Origin of the sequence: Leucothrix arctica (genome assembly GCF_003172895.1) — a bacterium.
GTDB classification, from domain to species: domain Bacteria; phylum Pseudomonadota; class Gammaproteobacteria; order Thiotrichales; family Thiotrichaceae; genus Leucothrix; species Leucothrix arctica.
In genome coordinates this window covers 94559-111391 of sequence record NZ_QGKL01000009.1, presented here as the reverse complement: position 1 = coordinate 111391, position 16833 = coordinate 94559, and the positions used below count along the sequence as shown (strand labels likewise).

General features: G+C 42.3%; 13 protein-coding genes and 4 tRNA genes. 12 read left to right on the top strand and 5 right to left on the bottom strand.

Features of this window, described 5'->3' with window-relative positions; all coding sequences use genetic code 11:
* Window positions 1–7 precede the first annotated feature (7 nt).
* From yajC to efp, 3 genes are all read right to left on the bottom strand, one after another.
* On the bottom strand, window positions 8–337 hold the full coding sequence (yajC, locus tag DKT75_RS02170) for a preprotein translocase subunit YajC (protein ID WP_109821792.1): 330 nt from the start codon (window positions 335–337) through the stop codon (window positions 8–10).
* A 101-nt stretch (window positions 338–438) separates the two neighbouring features.
* Window positions 439–1386: an EF-P lysine aminoacylase EpmA gene (gene epmA / locus DKT75_RS02165; protein WP_109821791.1), complete on the bottom strand. Its 948-nt coding sequence runs from the start codon at window positions 1384–1386 to the stop codon at window positions 439–441.
* Between the two features lie 5 nt (window positions 1387–1391).
* The gene (efp, locus tag DKT75_RS02160) at window positions 1392–1964 is read right to left on the bottom strand and encodes an elongation factor P (protein WP_109821790.1); all 573 of its coding nucleotides are present in this window, start codon (window positions 1962–1964) and stop codon (window positions 1392–1394) included.
* 179 nt (window positions 1965–2143) lie between these two features.
* Here efp and DKT75_RS02155 point away from each other — a divergent pair, with 179 nt between their 5' ends.
* The 7 genes from DKT75_RS02155 (at window position 2144) to aroE (ending at window position 11430) form a co-directional block, all read left to right on the top strand.
* Complete coding sequence (locus DKT75_RS02155; protein WP_109821789.1) at window positions 2144–3835, top strand: hypothetical protein; 1692 nt, start codon at window positions 2144–2146, stop codon at window positions 3833–3835.
* A 79-nt stretch (window positions 3836–3914) separates the two neighbouring features.
* A complete protein-coding gene (locus DKT75_RS02150) occupies window positions 3915–5537 on the top strand; it encodes an EAL domain-containing protein (RefSeq protein ID WP_109821788.1) in 1623 nt (540 codons plus the stop codon).
* 83 nt (window positions 5538–5620) lie between these two features.
* Window positions 5621–7201, top strand: a complete 1581-nt coding sequence (locus DKT75_RS02145; protein ID WP_109821787.1) for a glucosamine inositolphosphorylceramide transferase family protein — start codon at window positions 5621–5623, stop codon at window positions 7199–7201.
* The gene (locus tag DKT75_RS02140) at window positions 7201–8379 is read left to right on the top strand and encodes a GNAT family N-acetyltransferase (RefSeq protein WP_109821786.1); all 1179 of its coding nucleotides are present in this window, start codon (window positions 7201–7203) and stop codon (window positions 8377–8379) included. Before DKT75_RS02145 ends, DKT75_RS02140 begins: the two co-directional genes overlap by 1 nt.
* A 3-nt stretch (window positions 8380–8382) precedes the next feature.
* Window positions 8383–9513 (top strand): glycosyltransferase, encoded by a 1131-nt coding sequence (locus tag DKT75_RS02135; protein WP_109821785.1) that lies wholly within the window; start codon window positions 8383–8385, stop codon window positions 9511–9513.
* 82 nt (window positions 9514–9595) lie between these two features.
* Complete coding sequence (hemB, locus tag DKT75_RS02130; protein WP_109821784.1) at window positions 9596–10609, top strand: porphobilinogen synthase; 1014 nt, start codon at window positions 9596–9598, stop codon at window positions 10607–10609.
* A complete protein-coding gene (gene aroE, locus DKT75_RS02125; RefSeq protein WP_109821783.1) occupies window positions 10606–11430 on the top strand; it encodes a shikimate dehydrogenase in 825 nt (274 codons plus the stop codon). Before hemB ends, aroE begins: the two co-directional genes overlap by 4 nt.
* Before the next feature lie 9 nt (window positions 11431–11439).
* Here the strand turns inward: aroE and DKT75_RS02120 are convergent, their stop codons facing one another.
* Both DKT75_RS02120 and DKT75_RS21785 read right to left on the bottom strand, forming a co-directional pair.
* Window positions 11440–13125 (bottom strand): hypothetical protein, encoded by a 1686-nt coding sequence (locus tag DKT75_RS02120; RefSeq protein WP_109821782.1) that lies wholly within the window; start codon window positions 13123–13125, stop codon window positions 11440–11442.
* A gap of 107 nt (window positions 13126–13232) precedes the next feature.
* Window positions 13233–15848 (bottom strand): sugar-binding protein, encoded by a 2616-nt coding sequence (locus tag DKT75_RS21785; RefSeq protein WP_158278779.1) that lies wholly within the window; start codon window positions 15846–15848, stop codon window positions 13233–13235.
* A gap of 338 nt (window positions 15849–16186) precedes the next feature.
* On the opposite strand from DKT75_RS21785, the gene DKT75_RS02110 reads away from it, so the two are divergent.
* From DKT75_RS02110 to DKT75_RS02090, 5 genes are all read left to right on the top strand, one after another.
* A tRNA-Ala gene (locus DKT75_RS02110) sits at window positions 16187–16262 on the top strand.
* A gap of 34 nt (window positions 16263–16296) precedes the next feature.
* The gene (locus tag DKT75_RS02105) at window positions 16297–16518 is read left to right on the top strand and encodes a hypothetical protein (RefSeq protein ID WP_109821781.1); all 222 of its coding nucleotides are present in this window, start codon (window positions 16297–16299) and stop codon (window positions 16516–16518) included.
* An 11-nt stretch (window positions 16519–16529) separates the two neighbouring features.
* A tRNA-Glu gene (locus DKT75_RS02100) sits at window positions 16530–16604 on the top strand.
* 31 nt (window positions 16605–16635) lie between these two features.
* Window positions 16636–16711: transfer RNA gene (locus DKT75_RS02095), tRNA-Glu, on the top strand.
* Between the two features lie 20 nt (window positions 16712–16731).
* Window positions 16732–16806: transfer RNA gene (locus DKT75_RS02090), tRNA-Glu, on the top strand.
* Window positions 16807–16833: the final 27 nt, after the last annotated feature.

Here is a 16833-nt window from a genome sequence, read left to right as displayed (position 1 = left end):
GAAGAGCTTAAAGGCCTTTCATTGTGCCTTTTGGTAATACAGAAACAATCGCTTGACGCTGTACTTTCAATGTTGTGTTCTCAGAAACAGTAATTTCAACAAGGTTGTCACCTAGGTCAACTACTTTTCCAACAAGACCACCAGCAGCAACAACTTCATCGCCTTTACCGATTGATGAGATTAGCTCTCTATGTTCTTTGGCACGTTTTTGCTGTGGACGAATGATCATGAAATACATGATACCGAAGAAGATCGCCATCATGATGATCATCTGTAGTCCGCCGCCTTGTGGTGCAGCTGCGCCTTCTGCCATTGCATCAGATATAAAAAAGTTCATAGTGTTCTCCAAGGTTAAATAATGTCTGTTATAGATTCGTATAGCCGTATCGGCCTAGCCCAGAATAGCGGCACATTATGCCACATTATTAAGGGATATTTTTAAGCATTTTCCCAGCTGAAATTCAATACTTTTTTGATGGTGTCAGCATCGGTTTTAAGCATCAATAAACGATCAAGTCCAATCGCTATTCCAGCACATTCAGGTAGTCCGGCTTGTATAGCGCTTAAAAAACGCTGATCAATTGGGACTGCCTCGTGATTCATTTGTTGTCTTACAGACGACTCATTCTCGAGTACCGCTGCATTATCCTCATAAGAGGTGAGTTCTTGGTAACCATTTCCGAGCTCTAAGTTACCAACATAAACCTCAAAACGTTTAGCAACGTTATAATCTGCTACTTGCTCTGTCTTTGCCAGTGCACTTTGAGTTGCAGGATAATCGTAGATAAAGCTTATACGGTCGTTAGGCAGTTTTGGTTCAATGCAGTGTGTCAGCAGTAAATCCAAACAACCTTGATGGTCTAGCTCGCCCCGAAATTCAGGCACATACTTGTCTACACAAGCCTTTAAAGTGTCTTCTGCTATTGTATGGGGGTTGAAGCCCAGTTTATCAAGGAATAGAGAAGCATAAGTATGGAAATTGCTGTGTTTTTTCAATGAGGGCAGCAGTTGCGATAATAGCTCGTCTACTTCTGTCATGAGTGTTTGCATGTTGTAATCAAGACGATAGAACTCAAGCATTGTGAATTCTGCGTTGTGATGCTTGGCACTTGGCTCAGCACGCCATACTTTACATATTTGATAAATATCGCCACTGCCCGAAGCGAGTAGTCGTTTCATCGCGTACTCGGGAGAGGTGTGTAAGTAGCGTGTTTGATTCGTCACTAAAGCGAAAGAATCAATATAAGGGTCTGTATTTGCCGCTTGGGAAAGGGCAGGGGTTTCGACTTCAAGCACCTGACGCTGATAAAAAAACTCACGTATGTCACGTAACATCTCTGCACGTGCAAGCCGGCTTTGTTGGTCACCGTCAGGTTGCCATTGCATTTGTCTTAAGATTCTTTCGCGCGAGAAATATAGTCACCAGTACGCGTATCGATCTTAACCCACTCACCATTTTCAACAAATAAAGGTACTTTAATAGAGGCACCTGTTTGTACGATGGCAGGCTTAGTTGCACCTTGAGCGGTGTTACCTTGAACGCCAGGGTCACATTCAGTGATCTGTAGCTCAATAAAGTTTGGCGGTGTAAACGTTAATGGCTCATTATCCCAAAGAGTAACAATGTAACTTTCTTGATCTTTCAGCCAGTTCTTTACATCAGCAATGGCTGTTTCAGATGCTTGAAATTGCTCGAACGATACAGGCTCCATAAAGTGCCAATACTCACCATCTGTGTAAAGGTATTCACAAGTGATTTCCATCACATCAGCGGCTTCAACTTTCTCGCCAGACTTAAATGTTTTGTCGACAACACGGCCAGTTTTAAGGTTGCGAATCTTCACACGGCTAAACGCCTGACCCTTACCCGGCTTAACGAATTCATTTTCGATGATGTTGTAAGGATCGCCATCCATCATGAACTTAAGTCCACTTTTGAATTCGCTGGTGTTGTAACTAGCCATTTAAAGTACTCCTGAAAAATCAATCGCAATATGATAACCGCAAAGTGTGTTTGAACATAAGCTTTTCAAGTATTAAGACTAAGTAATATCAATAAGCATTTCCGTCGGACGGTCAACGCAGCACCCAGCGTTGGTGCTATAGTTGAAGCAACCAATAATAAAAATAGCGGAGGTGACTTATGGGTCAGCTTTCAAGTCCCGAAAAAAAGAAGTTGGACGCAGTACTACTGTCGTCAGTATCCCAAGCGAAAAGCTGGGCGCAAACACTCCCTTTAACCAATATGGGCGAAGTAACGCGTGTTTTGTATCAAAGCTTAGTCGCTATTAATCAGCACCCTTTAGCGCCTTCCGTTCGTATTGATATTACTGAAGTTATTTTGCCTTATGTAAATATGGCGTTGGATAACTTAGATAGACACTTTTCTACACGAGCATTTCCGCTGCCTGAGCGTAGTCAGAAAGTATTCGATTTGAAACAAGCTTTACAGCTTGAGCTTGCTGGCTCTTATCAGTTAGCTGCTTTAGATATGCTAACCCGCGGCAGTATTAATCAAAAGCGCCTAACAATTGCGATAGGGCGTGCCATCAAATATATGGGACGTACCTTAGTCAATAGTTACAGTGTCTATGTAAAAAGTAAGCGAAATATTTGGCATGACGTACATCACCTTTACTTACTGGCTTGCGAAAATAAAATACAAGATAAGACTATCCCTAAAAGTGTGGATGGTGAGTCCGATAGTTTTACCATTGAGGCCTACTACAAGCTGTTCAATTTAGTTGCCCTAGGTGTGCCGAATAGTTTGAGACAGGGAGAGGCTGACCGAGTTGAAAAGTTCTTTTCTAGTGTCGTTAATAGCGTTGCTATTTTAACGGATGCTGATTTGATTTCTGGTGATTATGCTCATATCGCGCTACTGAACAGCGATGAGCCAGCGGCATTAATGCCTGTCAGTGAAGTTCTGAATTCTGCCACTAGCCGTATATTTGATGTATCAAAAGTTGAGGATATCCTACGAGACTTTATAACGATTACGCAGGATGCAAGTTTCGGTCTGCATGATGATCAACCAATGCTTAACCGTGGTTTAGCACAACGTCTACTGACGCGCTTAACGAAGTCGAGTAGTCGTAAAAATAAACGTTTTGATCGAGAAGAAACTGCAGGCGTAGTCATGAGAATGACCGATGTCGTCGCTGTCGTTGCAGCAACTAACCAAGTTGATGAAGACGAAGAGGATGCTTCAAGCGCAGAAGACAATCTCTATGAAAAAATGGCACTCGGTGAGTCACCATCAAGCCCTTGGGTTGATATTGAAGTTGGTAGCTCTTTAGAAGAGTGTGATGCTGAAATAAAGCCATGGTTTATTGATAATAGTAGCTCTAAAGGTTATGGCCTGAGACAGAAAGTCGTTGAGCAATCAGCCGCTCGAGTCGGTGAGCTTATTGCGATTAAAGATCCTGCTGATGATAGTGACCACTGGCAAATCGCCGTTATTCGTTGGATGGACTTTTATAGAGACAAAGGTTTATGTTTCGGTTCTGAGTTGCTGTCACCTAAAGGTGTAACAGTGACTGCGACTGAAGTAACTAATCGTAAAGTTACCCAAAGATTACCGGTTAAAGGTCTGCAGCTTCCTATTGTTCAAGAAATGAGGGATGAGCCGGCGCTTATTTTTCCGGGGCATATTTTTAAGGTAGAAGATGTCTTAACGGTAGAATTAGCAGGGAACAAGATTCAGAGCATTCAGATTACTAAAATAGATGAGTGCTTAGGTAGCTTTGCTTATTGCGAATACATTACTTTAGATCAAACTGAAGATACCCCAGAGCAAGAAAGTGACTTTAGTAGTCTCTGGGATGTTCTCTAATACACAGCTAGTCATCTAACTAGCTTCGATAGTCTGCGAATCAGCTGCGGGGTTTACTAAATCCCGTTAGTTTGATGGCATGACTATATCCCCGTTAGAAATTATGCTGATTGGTTTTACCGATGAGCAGCATCAATTAGTACTCGATGAGTTACTAAGCACAGGTGTGCCCGCTAAACTAAATCTGTTAGATACAGTTAAAAGCGGTGGTCATTCTGAGGTTGATGTAGTCAATGACGTTGCTTTTCTCTATCGCAAGAGTATCGAGCAACCGCTACCACTTTTTAAGTACTTACATAAACGTAACCCTGATTGTATTGCGGTTGAAGTACTGCCGCCTGATCATAAATATTTTGGTGATTCATCTCAGGATTTATTGCAGAGTTGCCGTATTATTTATGCGCCAGAGCGTGAAGAGTTCCAGCTTGCGTTACAGTTTGTACTTCAGTACAGCCTCTTAAAAAGAGATTTTCGGCACTGTAAATCACTACTAAATCTATCAGAGAAACGTGTGTTGAAACTTGTTAATACAAGTACTCATGCTGTTGCTTACTTATCAAAAGGTCAGTTTGTTCATGCCAATATTGCGTTCTTGGCATTATTTGGCGCTGACTCAATAGATGAGCTTTCCCGTTTTCCACTATTAAAGTTAATTGATAAGGAAGAAAAAGGCCTATTAGCAGACTATTTAGCGATGGCGAACAAGAGTGGTGGTCTTGATGTAGGGTTGACGTTATCGATGAAAAAAGTCTCAGGTATTCCGTTTAACTCGACAGTGTCAGTTGCACCAGTGGTTTATCAGGGCCAGCGTTGTTATCAAATGTGGGTAGCACCGACTACTTTATCCCCTAAATTTGATGTCATACCAGTTGCTCAAGCGTTGAATGTTTGGGAGTTACCGGGTGAAGAAAAAGAGGGCGTTGTTAAAAACCCATTTGATAAAGTTATTGGCGTATCTAGTCAGGATGAAGCTGAAAAAAGATTAGATGCTTTACTGAAGGGGATACAACATGATGACGTTGCTAAGTTAGGTTTGAGAGAGCTCTATGACTTAAAAAAAGGCCCTTTAAATAGTACTTGGGTGGTACTTGATGTAAACCCTGAAGAGTTTAATAAGATAAATTTACTATTAGCGCCTATGACCAGCAGTAATAAGTCTAAGCATTCGTTAGAGAACTTTTGGGACCAGCTATTATTTCGTTTGGTTTTTGATGCACTAGTTCATGAAAGACAGTCTAGGCGTTTTTACTATATGGAGCTTAGTGTTAGCGCGATACGCAATGAAGCACTAATGGCACAGCTTGTGACGTTGGCATCTGCTTTAGAGCAAAAAAGTAGTCAGTTAAGAATTGTTTTCGATGCTGCAGTGTCGATGGATGTGATTCCACAGTTAGCTGCCGTTGCAGGATCTCTTCGTGCGCTGAACTGCGGTATCGTCTTGGATAACTTTTCTGTTGAGACAACACCGTTGTATCTTTATCGGAAGTTACAGCCTGACTGTGTTTTCTTCGATAAGTATTGGTTGGAAAGTTTGAAAGAGAAGCAGGACGGATGGGTGTTCTTATCTCGCTTTGTACAGCAGCTAGAGAGCAAGGATGTTTCTGTAATGCTTCCTCAAACGTTGCAGAAAAGACAAGATAGGCTGCTGGTGTTGTCAGGTACTTCCTTTGGTCAGGAAAAAACTACTAAGCACCGTGCTTAGTTCGTAGAATGTAATAGTCGGTTTCATAATAAAAAAAATAATTAAACTAACTTAGGCTAAGACTGCGCAAGCGGTTCTATCATATGACTCAATTATCCACTGCTCTCTCTGCAAATGTCTTTGTGTCTTCTGGCAAGGTTTGGCGATGGCAGTTGGAATTAATTCAAGCACTGGAAACGTCAGGCTCGATAAAAGTATGTCAGGTTATATCGAGTGATAACACCGCATTAATAGCTAACAAGTCTATTACGCTCTTGCATCAATGTGACGCAACCATCTTTCGTTCTCCTTTAGATAGTTTTGATGTTGTTAATGCTGACCTAGTTTTAACAAGTCAATCTGTAGTGGGCGCACCAAATACTATAGATATTTTAATCAATCTATCAGAGTCTTCGTTAGATCCAGAGCTACTTAAAGAGTACAAGCTAGGTGCGATTGAAGCTCATTTTTCTGAAGTAGGTGGACTTGTATCCCAAGAGTTAGCTATTGCAGAGTATTTAGATAAGTCGAGCCAGATCTACATTTCGATTGTAGGTTTTGACTCAGATGGTCATACCCGTATTTTAAGCGAGTTACGTCCTAGTCTTGATACAGGGTCGCTGTGCCGTAACTTAAATCAATATTTTCAGTTGATTGAAGCAGTATGGTTGAGAGTATTGAATAAGGTGTCTGACAAGAAAAGCTCTACTGGTTTGTCTAATAATTCATTGGATAAAGACTCTGAGTTACATACGACCAGTAATGTACTTTCAATCACAGATGTTCCAAGACTGTTTCAGCGCTTTAGTGGTCACGTGGTCGATAAGTTACTGCAAAAATATAGACAAAATGAGCAATGGATTTTGTTATTACAATTTAGAGATAAGGCTGGCGCTGAAGAAATACCGCTGAATTTTAGTGAATATATTGAGCTAGTACCACCTGAAGATGTTTTTTGGGCCGACCCTTTTGTAGTGAGTGAAGACGGCCGCCATTTTGTTTTCTTTGAAGAGCTTCCATTTTACACCGAACGGGGTCACTTATCCTGTATGGAAGTCTTTCAAAACGGTACATACAGCAGTCCCAAAATTATCCTGAAGCAGCCTTACCATTTATCATTTCCGAATGTGTTTAAGCATGAATCAACGTACTACATGATTCCTGAGACCGGTGATAATGGCGCTATTGAGTTATATCACAGTACTGAGTTTCCTTATCAATGGGAGCGAGTGCATACACTGATTGATGAGCTGAATGCTTACGACTCAACACTATTAGAGCACGATGAACGTTGGTGGTTATTTGCAACGGTCGCTGCCGAAAAAGGAATGTCGGGTAACGAGGAGCTACATATTTTTCATGCAGACTCACCGATTAGTACGGAGTGGCAAGCGCATAACGCTAACCCTGTGATTAGTGATGCTTCAACAGCGCGTCCTGCTGGGCAATTTTTCAAAGTTGGTGATGATTGGTTCAGACCTTCGCAGGATTGTGCAGGTTCTTATGGTGCAGGTTTAAATATCAATAAAGTTATAAAACTAGATACGAATGAGTACATAGAGCAGCGGGTGCAAACCAGTCGGCCAGATTGGAAAGATAACTTAACTGCACTGCACACATTAAACTTTAATAACGATGTAGCAGTAGCGGATGCGCTCCGAGTTACTTCAAAAGGTGTTTTCTGATGTCTTCTAAACTACTAACTACTCGCGTCGTTAATAACCCTAAAGAATTCGAAAGTTTAGCGCCAGCTTGGAATGAATTATACGAGGCCTGTGACAATACAACTATTTTTTGCAGTTGGGATTGGTTATTTACTTGGTGGAATACTTTTGGCGGTTGTGATGATCGGGATCTGTTTATTTTGTGTTTCTACGATGGTAAAAAACTGGTCTCTATCGCACCCTTTCAGATAGAAAGAAAGTATCCTCATACTTATATTCAAGGACGAACGCTCCGTTTTATCGCATCTGGTGAGCGTAGAGAGGACTGTATAGCAACCCCTTTTGTGGATCTATTGGTGCTTGAAGGGTATGAGCAACAAACAATTAAAGCGGTTGAAGATGCAGTCAGGCTCAACCAAAAGCGTTGGAGTTTTGCAGAGTTTGATTATTTGCTCGAAGACTCACTAATTTTTAAATGTTTTAAAGATAGTAAGTCGTCAATTAACCAGCAAGTCTACGCTAATGGGTTTCGCTATGAAGTACCGAAAGTGGAGACCAAAGTTGAGTACCTTGAAACTTTGCCTCGACGTTGGCAGAAAGACTATCGAAAGAAAGACCGTTTATTTCAAAAGGATGGTGTTCTGTCGGTTAAGCAGGTTGAGCTAGAAACTTTGGATGCGTTTGTTGATACTTTAAAAGACATGCACAAAGATCGTTGGCAGAACAGGGCTGACTTTTTAGTATTTGAATCTAGCTACTTCAACGACTTCCATCGTTCACTGTTGAAACGACTCATTCCTCAGGGAAAAGCTTATATTCGCACGTTGTATTTGGATGATATTCCGATGAGTTGTTACTACGCGTTCGAAGACAAAGGTCAGGTACATTATTACCAAAGTGCTTTCTATAAAGAAAATGCTAATAGATATATGCCTTTGTTCTATTTGGTCTGCAATGAAATAGGTGCGGCTATGGAGCAGGGTAAGCGATTTGATTTCATGTTTGATAGCAGCGATAGCTCATATAAAGAACAACAATACGCTGCGGCAAAGACACCCATGTATCGCTTAGTTTGGACATCAAACAGGTATCGATTAGGAATATTTAATCTTTATAAGTCAGTAAAACAAAATAAAGTAGCGGATAAGGCAATGGCTTTATTGGCTAGCAAAACAAGCCATTTGGCAAATAGGAAATAAATAATGAAAATCGTACATGTAATAGAGCCAATGTCTCATGGTGTGTTTATTTGGGTTATCGATATGGCTAATAACCTTGCTCAAAATGGCTATGATGTGACGATTCTTCATTCATTGAGAGATGAGACGCCTGAAAACTGGCGTGAGTTATTTGACCCAAAAGTTAAATTGATTCATATACAAATGGGTCGTGCTATTAACCCTATTACTGATATTAAAGCACTGTACAAAATTACACGTGAGCTACGCCGCATCAAGCCTGATGCTATTCATGGTCATTCATCAAAAAGTGGTGTTCTGGCGCGTGTTGCTGGTTTCTTATTGGGGCAAAATAAGCGGACGCTTTATACATCCCACGCGATTCATTACCCGTTGATAGAGCAGCCTGTTAAGCGAATGATTTATAAATCATTAGAGCTTGTGTCTTATTGGATGGGTGGGACGATCATTGCCTGTTCAAAGCGTGAATACGATATCATTCTCAAAGAAATTACTAAGGGTAATACTGACCGTCTAGAGTGTATTAGCAATGGTATTGATCTCGCTCAGGTCGTTGAGAAAGATTACACGCAGAAGTCTGAAAAAATCAAAATTGGTGTACTCGGACGTATATCAAATCAAAAAGCACCATGGGTGTTTGCAGCAATAGCTAAAAAGATTTTGTCTAAGCACGATAACGTTGAGTTTGTTTGGGTAGGTGCTGGTGACGAGGAGTATGAAAAGGTTTTAACAGAATCAGGTGTTTCAATTACCGGTTTTCTTGATCGTGATAGCGCACTAAAAGCTGTTGCGACGTTAGACATCTTTTTACAAACGTCTTTGTACGAGGGCTTATCTCTTGCATTACTAGAGGCTCAAGCAGCGGGTATTCCAGCAGTGGTAAGTAATATCCCTGGTAATGATGAAGTGGTGCAGCACGAACAGTGTGGCTTTGTGGGTGATAATGAAGAAGAACTTGCAGCTTTTACTGAGAAACTTATTCTATCTGCGGCGCTACGTGAAGAGCTAGGGCACGGTGCGCGAAGTTATGTTGAGCAGCACTTTTCTTTTGATGCGATGGGAGATAAGTACAAGTCTCTGTATGACAAAGCTGCTTCTGCTTACCCAAGTAAGAGAGTTTCAGCGAATAGTTAAATCCCTTTCAGTTTCGTGGTGACATAACGCTAATGCTGTGGCCTAATTCAAGCTCTTTTTGATGTTCGAATAGGTGATTATTATGTCAATTGTTACAGGAAGCTTTCCATTCTCGCGCATGCGTCGTATGCGCAAAGATGACTTTTCACGTCGTTTAATGCGTGAGAATGTTGTTACTACAAATGACTTAATTTTACCCGTATTTGTTCTAGAGGGTGAAAATCAGCGTCAAGCGATTCCTTCTATGCCAGGCGTGGAGCGTCTAAGTATCGATCTACTGATTGAGCAGGCGACAGAGGCTTATGCGTTAGGCATTCCCGCTTTGGCTATTTTCCCAGTAGTAGAGGCCGACGGAAAATCAGATGATGCAGCCGAAGCTTACAATCCAAATGGCTTGGTACAGCGTTGCGTCTCAGCACTAAAGCAAGCATTACCTGAGTTAGGCATTATTACTGATGTTGCCTTAGATCCCTATACCTCTCATGGCCAAGATGGTCTTATGGATAAAAGCGGCTATATCCTAAACGACGAAACTGTCGATGCTTTAGTTAAGCAGGCTTTGTCACATGCGGAAGCGGGAGCGGATGTTGTTGCTCCGTCAGACATGATGGATGGGCGTATCGGAAGTGTTCGTGAAGCACTAGAAAATAATGGTTTTACCAATACTCGCATTCTTGCTTATGCCGCTAAATATGCGTCGAGCTTTTATGGCCCGTTCAGAGACGCGGTGGGCTCTTCAGGCAATATCGGTGGTGGCAATAAGTATAGCTATCAAATGGATCCTGCAAACTCAGATGAGGCGCTCTATGAAGTGGCTTTAGATCTAGAAGAGGGTGCGGATATGATTATGGTAAAGCCTGGTATGCCGTACTTAGATATTGTTCGTCGGGTTAAAGATGAATTTAAAGCGCCAACGTATGTCTATCAAGTGAGTGGTGAATACGCGATGTTAAAAGCGGCATCACAAAATGGTTGGATAGATGAAAAAGCCTGTGTCATGGAAGCGTTGTTAAGCATGAAGCGTGCAGGTGCTGATGGTATTCTTAGCTACTTCTCAATGGATGTGGCGCGTTGGTTAAAAGAGGAAAAAATATGACTGATCAATATGCTGTTATAGGGCATCCAATACAACACAGTAAATCCCCTTGGATACATACTGAGTTTGCCAAACAGTGTGGTGAAGCGCTTGAGTACTCTTTACTCGAGTCGCCAATTGATGGTTTTGAAAGCACGGTAAAGCAATTTATCCGTGATGGGGGGAAAGGGCTGAATGTCACGATGCCATTTAAGCAAGAAGCATGGAATATGGCGGATCAGTTATCCGAATATGCCAAGCTTTCAGGTGCAGTGAATACGTTAACGTTTAACGCTGACGGTAGTATTCATGGTGATAATACTGACGGTCCCGGTTTGGTTTATGACCTAACCGAAAACCAGCAGACAAGCCTTGAAGGTAAGCGCATCTTGCTACTTGGCGCGGGTGGTGCAGTACGGGGTGTTATTCGTCCGTTTTTAGACCAAAAGCCTTCGCATGTTCATATCGTTAACAGGACAGCTTCAAAGGCTGAAGATTTGGCACAGCTGTTTGCACAGTATGGCGATATTTCTGGTGGTGGGTATGATGATTTAAGCGAGCAGGGTGCTTTTGACGTTATTGTAAACGGAACAGCTTCTAGCATTACGGGTGATTTACCACCTATTCCTAAATCTGTTTTAGCAGAAAATTGCCATGCATATGACATGATGTATGGTGCTGAGCCAACCGTGTTTGAGCGCTGGTGCTCTGAAAATGGAGCAGGTTCTGTCAGTGGTGGCTTAGGCATGTTGGTTGAGCAGGCAGCAGTCTCGTTTAATATCTGGCGATCAAAAAAACCAGATACAGCACCTGTATTAGATGCATTGATGAAGAGTCTTTAAATAGTCTTTTTATTTATCGATATATCGAAGTAATGCATCATATTTTGGTGCTTTACTTCTTTTCTGAGTGACGAACTCTTTTGCTCCCCAGCTTCCGTACCAGCTGTAAATACGGGGTGCGCTAAAGTGAACGAAGCTTTTTCCGCCCGCCTTATTCCAAGCAGTTAAGTATTCACTGTAAGCAGCGCCCATGCGTTTATCACGGTTCGCAGCATATAACAGTGGATTAGGGTGTTGCTCTGCAGTTCTCGTTTCCCAGTCAACTAAATGTTGTCCGCCCTCATAAGCAACAAGTTCAACGCCAAACTCTTCAGTAATAGCGACCTGCTTTTTTATCTGCTTTATGATTGCAGGCAAGCCATAACGAGAGCTGTTATCCGTGATTTCTTCAAAAATGTCATCCACATTCTTCGCTTCACGCATGGACTCCAAGCTTGCATAAAAATACGGTGCGACTGCAAAGACATCAACGTGTTTGTGTGTGCCGTTGTAAGACAGAAGTTGACTCGTTAAACGATGGTTGGCAGACCATCCTGAAAGAACCCTTACTAGCCTTTCTTTGCTGTTAAAGGCGTTTTCCCAGAGTTTGAAGGTCTCTGTGCTGCGTTTGGCATAAAACTTAATACCGGCGGTTTCAGGGTGCTGATCAAGCTTCTGAGCGATGCCTTGGTTAATCGTATATCTACGATGGATAAAAATATTGTTCCATACCTCATTGCTGTATTCGATATAAACTTTGAGTGAAGGGTTTAAGTGCTTGGCGGTATATTCTGCGAACTGTTTAATGTAGTCGTTGCTAGCTTGATACGGCATAGAAAACCACGCATCAGCCTTGAGTTGATTAGCAAGTGAAACCATCACCTCTACAGGAGTGCCTCGTGTTCCTTCTTTACCTGCCCAAGTAGACTTTTCGGGACGATTTCTATCTTCCCATTGGTTAATAGGGTTACGCGTCATTCCTGCCATATTCATAAAGCGGATAAGGCGAAAGTCTTTCATGAAATTAAGGTAGTCAGGATTAAATAAAATAGCCTGATAGTTATTTTCAAAGGCTAAGTAAGGCGTTTGACACTTACTCGCGTTGTTCACGTGTTGATAAGGGTTACCTTGGCAAATACCACCTGAGGGTAGTATCCGTATATTCCTCAGTGGGTTTGCTAGATTAGTTTTTCGGATGATTACAGATGCATTCAGGATCTTATCTTTTCCAGCTTGAATGCTAATAATATGTTTCCCATTGCTAGTTTTGACTAACTTAGCATCGTTACCATACTGGAGTTCACCTTCACCATCGTAGAGCACTGTGTACTGACCGTTTGCGACTGTGCCTTCAGGAAGTCGGTTTAAAAACTTAGTTCCTGCTACACCCCCTTTCAGGTCTGTCGGCCAGCCATGAGCGTCATAAATAACATCTTTGCTACTTAGCCACGGGTGGGTGTCAGGAAATGGAATGGATGACTTGAAAAGGTCTAAGAACGGAATGCTCGCGTTGTCTTCTCTGATTTCATTGGTATTGCTTCCCAGTAAATATCGAGCGTGTTGTTTTTGCTGTATTAGTTGGGCTTTCTCGGCAGGTGAGGGCGGAGTGTGGGGGATACGGTTAGGTTTTAATATACGGGTATAAGCGTAGTAAGCACCTAAAACTATTGCGGCGATTACAAATAAGGTGAGTATTAATTTGAATAAAGTACGCAACGGTTATACCTGAGATTAGCAGTGATTTACATTATCAGGGTGGTTGCTAGAGATATCAAGAAACAAGCGGCACTCCGTAGAAAACAGAGTGCCGCTGTTAATCAGATTTAGTTGCCTAGTAGCATGCGACCAAAGTTTTGAGGGTTTTTCCAGGCACTGTCATTACGAGAGAACCAAGCCAGCTTGCCATCTCGGTCACTACCAGTGTCATCATCATTCACCTGAACTTCTAGTCCGATGATTGAACCTTGCTGAGGAATAACGCCCAAGGTAGCCCATGGAATAGATGCCTCCAAAGTGTAGCCATTGCTTGTGCGGTTCATCGTTTGCAATATGCCAATGTTAGGACGTCTAGGAGAGCTTTGACTCAAGTTCACCTTGTCGTCACGCCAGCGGAAAATGAAGTGAAAATCATTTTGTCCGTCATAGCTACTATTACGAGAGCCATCAGCATCAACAAATATTTCTATCGAGTCATCACTCCAAGGAGCACTTGAGTCACGAACGAATCGGTCGTCAATAGTATCTACTCGGATGTGAAGGTGGTTTCTATCCCAGCTAGTTTGCCAGTTAGCCGCCAAATCTTGGCCGCCGTTAATATTGCCACCCACGATATTCTTTAATTGATTAGCGTGCGCCTTGTTCCAACCTTGGCCGCGTCGTTGTTTGATAACACCATCATGCTTATTTATAACAGCACGAGACTGTACCTGAGGTGCCCAAGCAATCTGTGGACGAGGTTTAGCCTGTGCAACCGGCTTTCGCGCAGGTGCAATTACTCTTTTAGGAGGCACGGCTTTCCTAGGGGCTGTTACTCGAGCTTGCTGTCTTTTTTGTTGAACAACAGGTGCTCTTTTTGCAACAGAGGTAGGTATGATAACAACAAGCTTTGGCTTAGCTGCTAGCACAGGCTTTCTTACAACTTTAGCCTTAGCTTGTACTGTAGCCTTCTGTCTAGCTCTTTGAGCAAGTACTGCTGCTCTGTTAGTATTTTTGTTGTCAGGTACGATAGAAAAAATTTTCGGATCAGGGTTGCGCGCTGGTTTTTGTAAGCGAGCGATCTGAGCACTAGAGCAATTTTTCCACCAGCAGCGGTTATTCTTTATATAGCCAAGAATTGCGCGGTGCTTTGGTGCTTTTCTATCTGGTTGTGTAATGTACTCTTTTGTTCCCCAGCTTCCCCAACGTTGAGAAGTACGAGGCGCAGAAAAGTTAACGAGTAGTTGGCCACCAGCGTCTTTCCATGCTTTGAAAAAATCACCATAGGCCTTCGCCATTCTCCAGTCGCGATTTGCCTGAATATAGTAATTAGTGGGTGGTTTACGAATATCTTTATTTTTATGATCTACTAAATGCTGGCCGCCTTCATAGGCAACTAAGCTAACACCGTAGTTTTTAGCAACGGCAGCATGAGATGCAACCAACCGTCCAAGGTTTGGAATAGAGTATGGTTGCTTTTTGTCATAGATCATTTTGAAAACGTCATTAGCAGACCGCAGTTTTTTACTCGCAGCTTTTGTTCCGTAAAAATAAGGAGCGATAGCAAGTGCATCGGTATGCTTATAGGCATCCCGGTAGCTAAGTAACATCTTTGTTAACTTGGTATAGCCTGTCCAGCTTCCCATTACTCGAACTAAGCGTTGCGTTCCACCAAACTCTTGTTCAAAAATCTTGAACATTTGAACCGAGCGCATTGAAAAGTAGCGGTAACCGGCTTTGTCTACGTCGATATCCAAATTCATCTTTAGACCCATTTGTTTCACATATTGAGCTTGTGTGAAAATAGGGTTCCAAGCCTCATTGGTATATTCGATGTATGCCTTTAGGTTTGGTTTTAGGTTTTGTCGCACATACTTGGCAAACTGACGCATATAATAATCGTCAGCTGCATGTGGCAGGGTAAACCAAGCATCAGCATTGCTTTGGTTGGCTAGCTCAACCATTACTTCAATTGGGGCGCCTCGCGTACCTTCTTTACCACCCCAAGTGGACTTCTCCATTGTCGGTCGCTGATTCCAGCTAGTAATAGGGTTACGTGTAATTCCAGACATATTCATGAATCGAATAACTTTGAAGTCCTTCATGTAATTCAAATAGTCAGGATTGAAAATTATTCTCGAATAATGCTTCTCGAACGATAAAAACTGACTACCACGACACGACGTTTTGCTGAACACGCGTTTAAGCGGGTTATTGCTACAAATACCACCTGGCATAAGTATGCGAATGTTCTTGATCGGGTTGCGTTCATTCGTTTCAGTAATAAATAAGGTTGCTTGAAGCTCCTTGTCAGCGCCTGCTTTGATCGAGATAACATCGCGATTGGGGGATGCAGAAACTAACTTAGCGTCATTAGCGTACCTAAGCTTACCCTGACCTTCATAGAGTACAGTGTAATTTCCATCAGGAATTGTACCTACTGGAAGATGATTAATGAATCTAGACCCTGCCTGACCGCCATTAAGGCGTGTTGGCCAGCCATTCTTGTCGTAACGAACATCGCCCTTTGTAAGCCATGGTCTAGCTTCTTCAAAAGGAAGGCTGTTACGGAATATATTTACGAATGGAGCGCTCGAATCAAATTCGACAACTTCATTAGTGTTAATGCCAAGAGGGGAGAGAGCATTGTAAGACTTCGCCATTGATGGGGATGACGGTAAAAGTAGCAAGCAGGACAGGCAGAAAAGACCTGCCTTACCTAGCGGCTTTGATATGTTTATCATTTTTATTTACCAGAGCAAGGGGGACTTGTACCTAGAGCAACAATGGGTATACAGCTCGGGACTGTATGAATAAGCGCGACGTAAATCGTGCTCCCCGTATCAAACCATTGTTAACTAAGTCTTCTGACCCGTTTTTATTATTATGCAGCTCAAGTATAACTACTCCCCTTTATCTTTCCTGTGCTTTCAGATTAAAGGTGGGGCACCGTGTGTTTTTTGTAAAATAGTTGCTTGGTATCCTGTTGATTTCCGTCAACAGAATAAATCATAACTTTTTTAGCTAATCGGCTTGACAGATTTACGCTGATCCCTCAGAATTCGCGCTTCTTCGGCAGTTGGGGGCTATAGCTCAGCTGGGAGAGCGCTGCAATGGCATTGCAGAGGTCAGCGGTTCGATCCCGCTTAGCTCCACCAACGCTACTGTTTAGCACGTTATTGAGGTGTTAAGATGGCCGCTAAAGTAGGTCGATTTTTGTTTATTTTAGGCTTGATCATTACCGTTATCGGTTTAATTGCTGGTTTCACGTTAATGTTTAAAGACTATGATGAATTGGCAAAGGTATTTTTAATGATTATACCGATAGGTTTTATTATCGGTTTTGCTGGGTTAACAGCAACATTAATTACTTCGCCAGATAGTAAAAGAGAAAGATTCAACGATTCGTTGTAAGTTGTAAAATTGTCCCTATCGTCTAACGGTTAGGACATCGCCCTTTCACGGCGGTAATCGGGGTTCGAATCCCCGTAGGGACACCACAACTTCTCTTGTTAGAAAGCACTTTACGATGTCCCCATCGTCTAGTGGCCTAGGACACCACCCTTTCACGGTGGTAACCGGGGTTCGAGTCCCCGTGGGGACGCCAGTAGTAAAATGATATTTATTGTCCCTATCGTCTAACGGTTAGGACATCGCCCTTTCACGGCGGTAATCGGGGTTCGAATCCCCGTAGGGACACCATATCATTGTAAGTTTAAAGTTATTAAG

Bases quoted from the DNA above. Each gene is read 5' to 3' on its own strand.
- aroE (WP_109821783.1), top strand. From the start codon at position 10,606: ATGACTGATCAATATGCTGTTATAGGGCATCCAATACAACACAGTAAA.
- epmA (WP_109821791.1), bottom strand. From the start codon at position 1,386: ATGCAATGGCAACCTGACGGTGACCAACAAAGCCGGCTTGCACGTGCA.
- DKT75_RS02140 (WP_109821786.1), top strand. From the start codon at position 7,201: ATGTCTTCTAAACTACTAACTACTCGCGTCGTTAATAACCCTAAAGAA.
- DKT75_RS02155 (WP_109821789.1), top strand. From the start codon at position 2,144: ATGGGTCAGCTTTCAAGTCCCGAAAAAAAGAAGTTGGACGCAGTACTA.
- DKT75_RS02135 (WP_109821785.1), top strand. From the start codon at position 8,383: ATGAAAATCGTACATGTAATAGAGCCAATGTCTCATGGTGTGTTTATT.
- DKT75_RS02145 (WP_109821787.1), top strand. From the start codon at position 5,621: ATGACTCAATTATCCACTGCTCTCTCTGCAAATGTCTTTGTGTCTTCT.
- hemB (WP_109821784.1), top strand. From the start codon at position 9,596: ATGTCAATTGTTACAGGAAGCTTTCCATTCTCGCGCATGCGTCGTATG.
- yajC (WP_109821792.1), bottom strand. From the start codon at position 337: ATGAACTTTTTTATATCTGATGCAATGGCAGAAGGCGCAGCTGCACCA.
- efp (WP_109821790.1), bottom strand. From the start codon at position 1,964: ATGGCTAGTTACAACACCAGCGAATTCAAAAGTGGACTTAAGTTCATG.
- DKT75_RS21785 (WP_158278779.1), bottom strand. From the start codon at position 15,848: ATGATAAACATATCAAAGCCGCTAGGTAAGGCAGGTCTTTTCTGCCTG.
- DKT75_RS02105 (WP_109821781.1), top strand. From the start codon at position 16,297: ATGGCCGCTAAAGTAGGTCGATTTTTGTTTATTTTAGGCTTGATCATT.
- DKT75_RS02150 (WP_109821788.1), top strand. From the start codon at position 3,915: ATGACTATATCCCCGTTAGAAATTATGCTGATTGGTTTTACCGATGAG.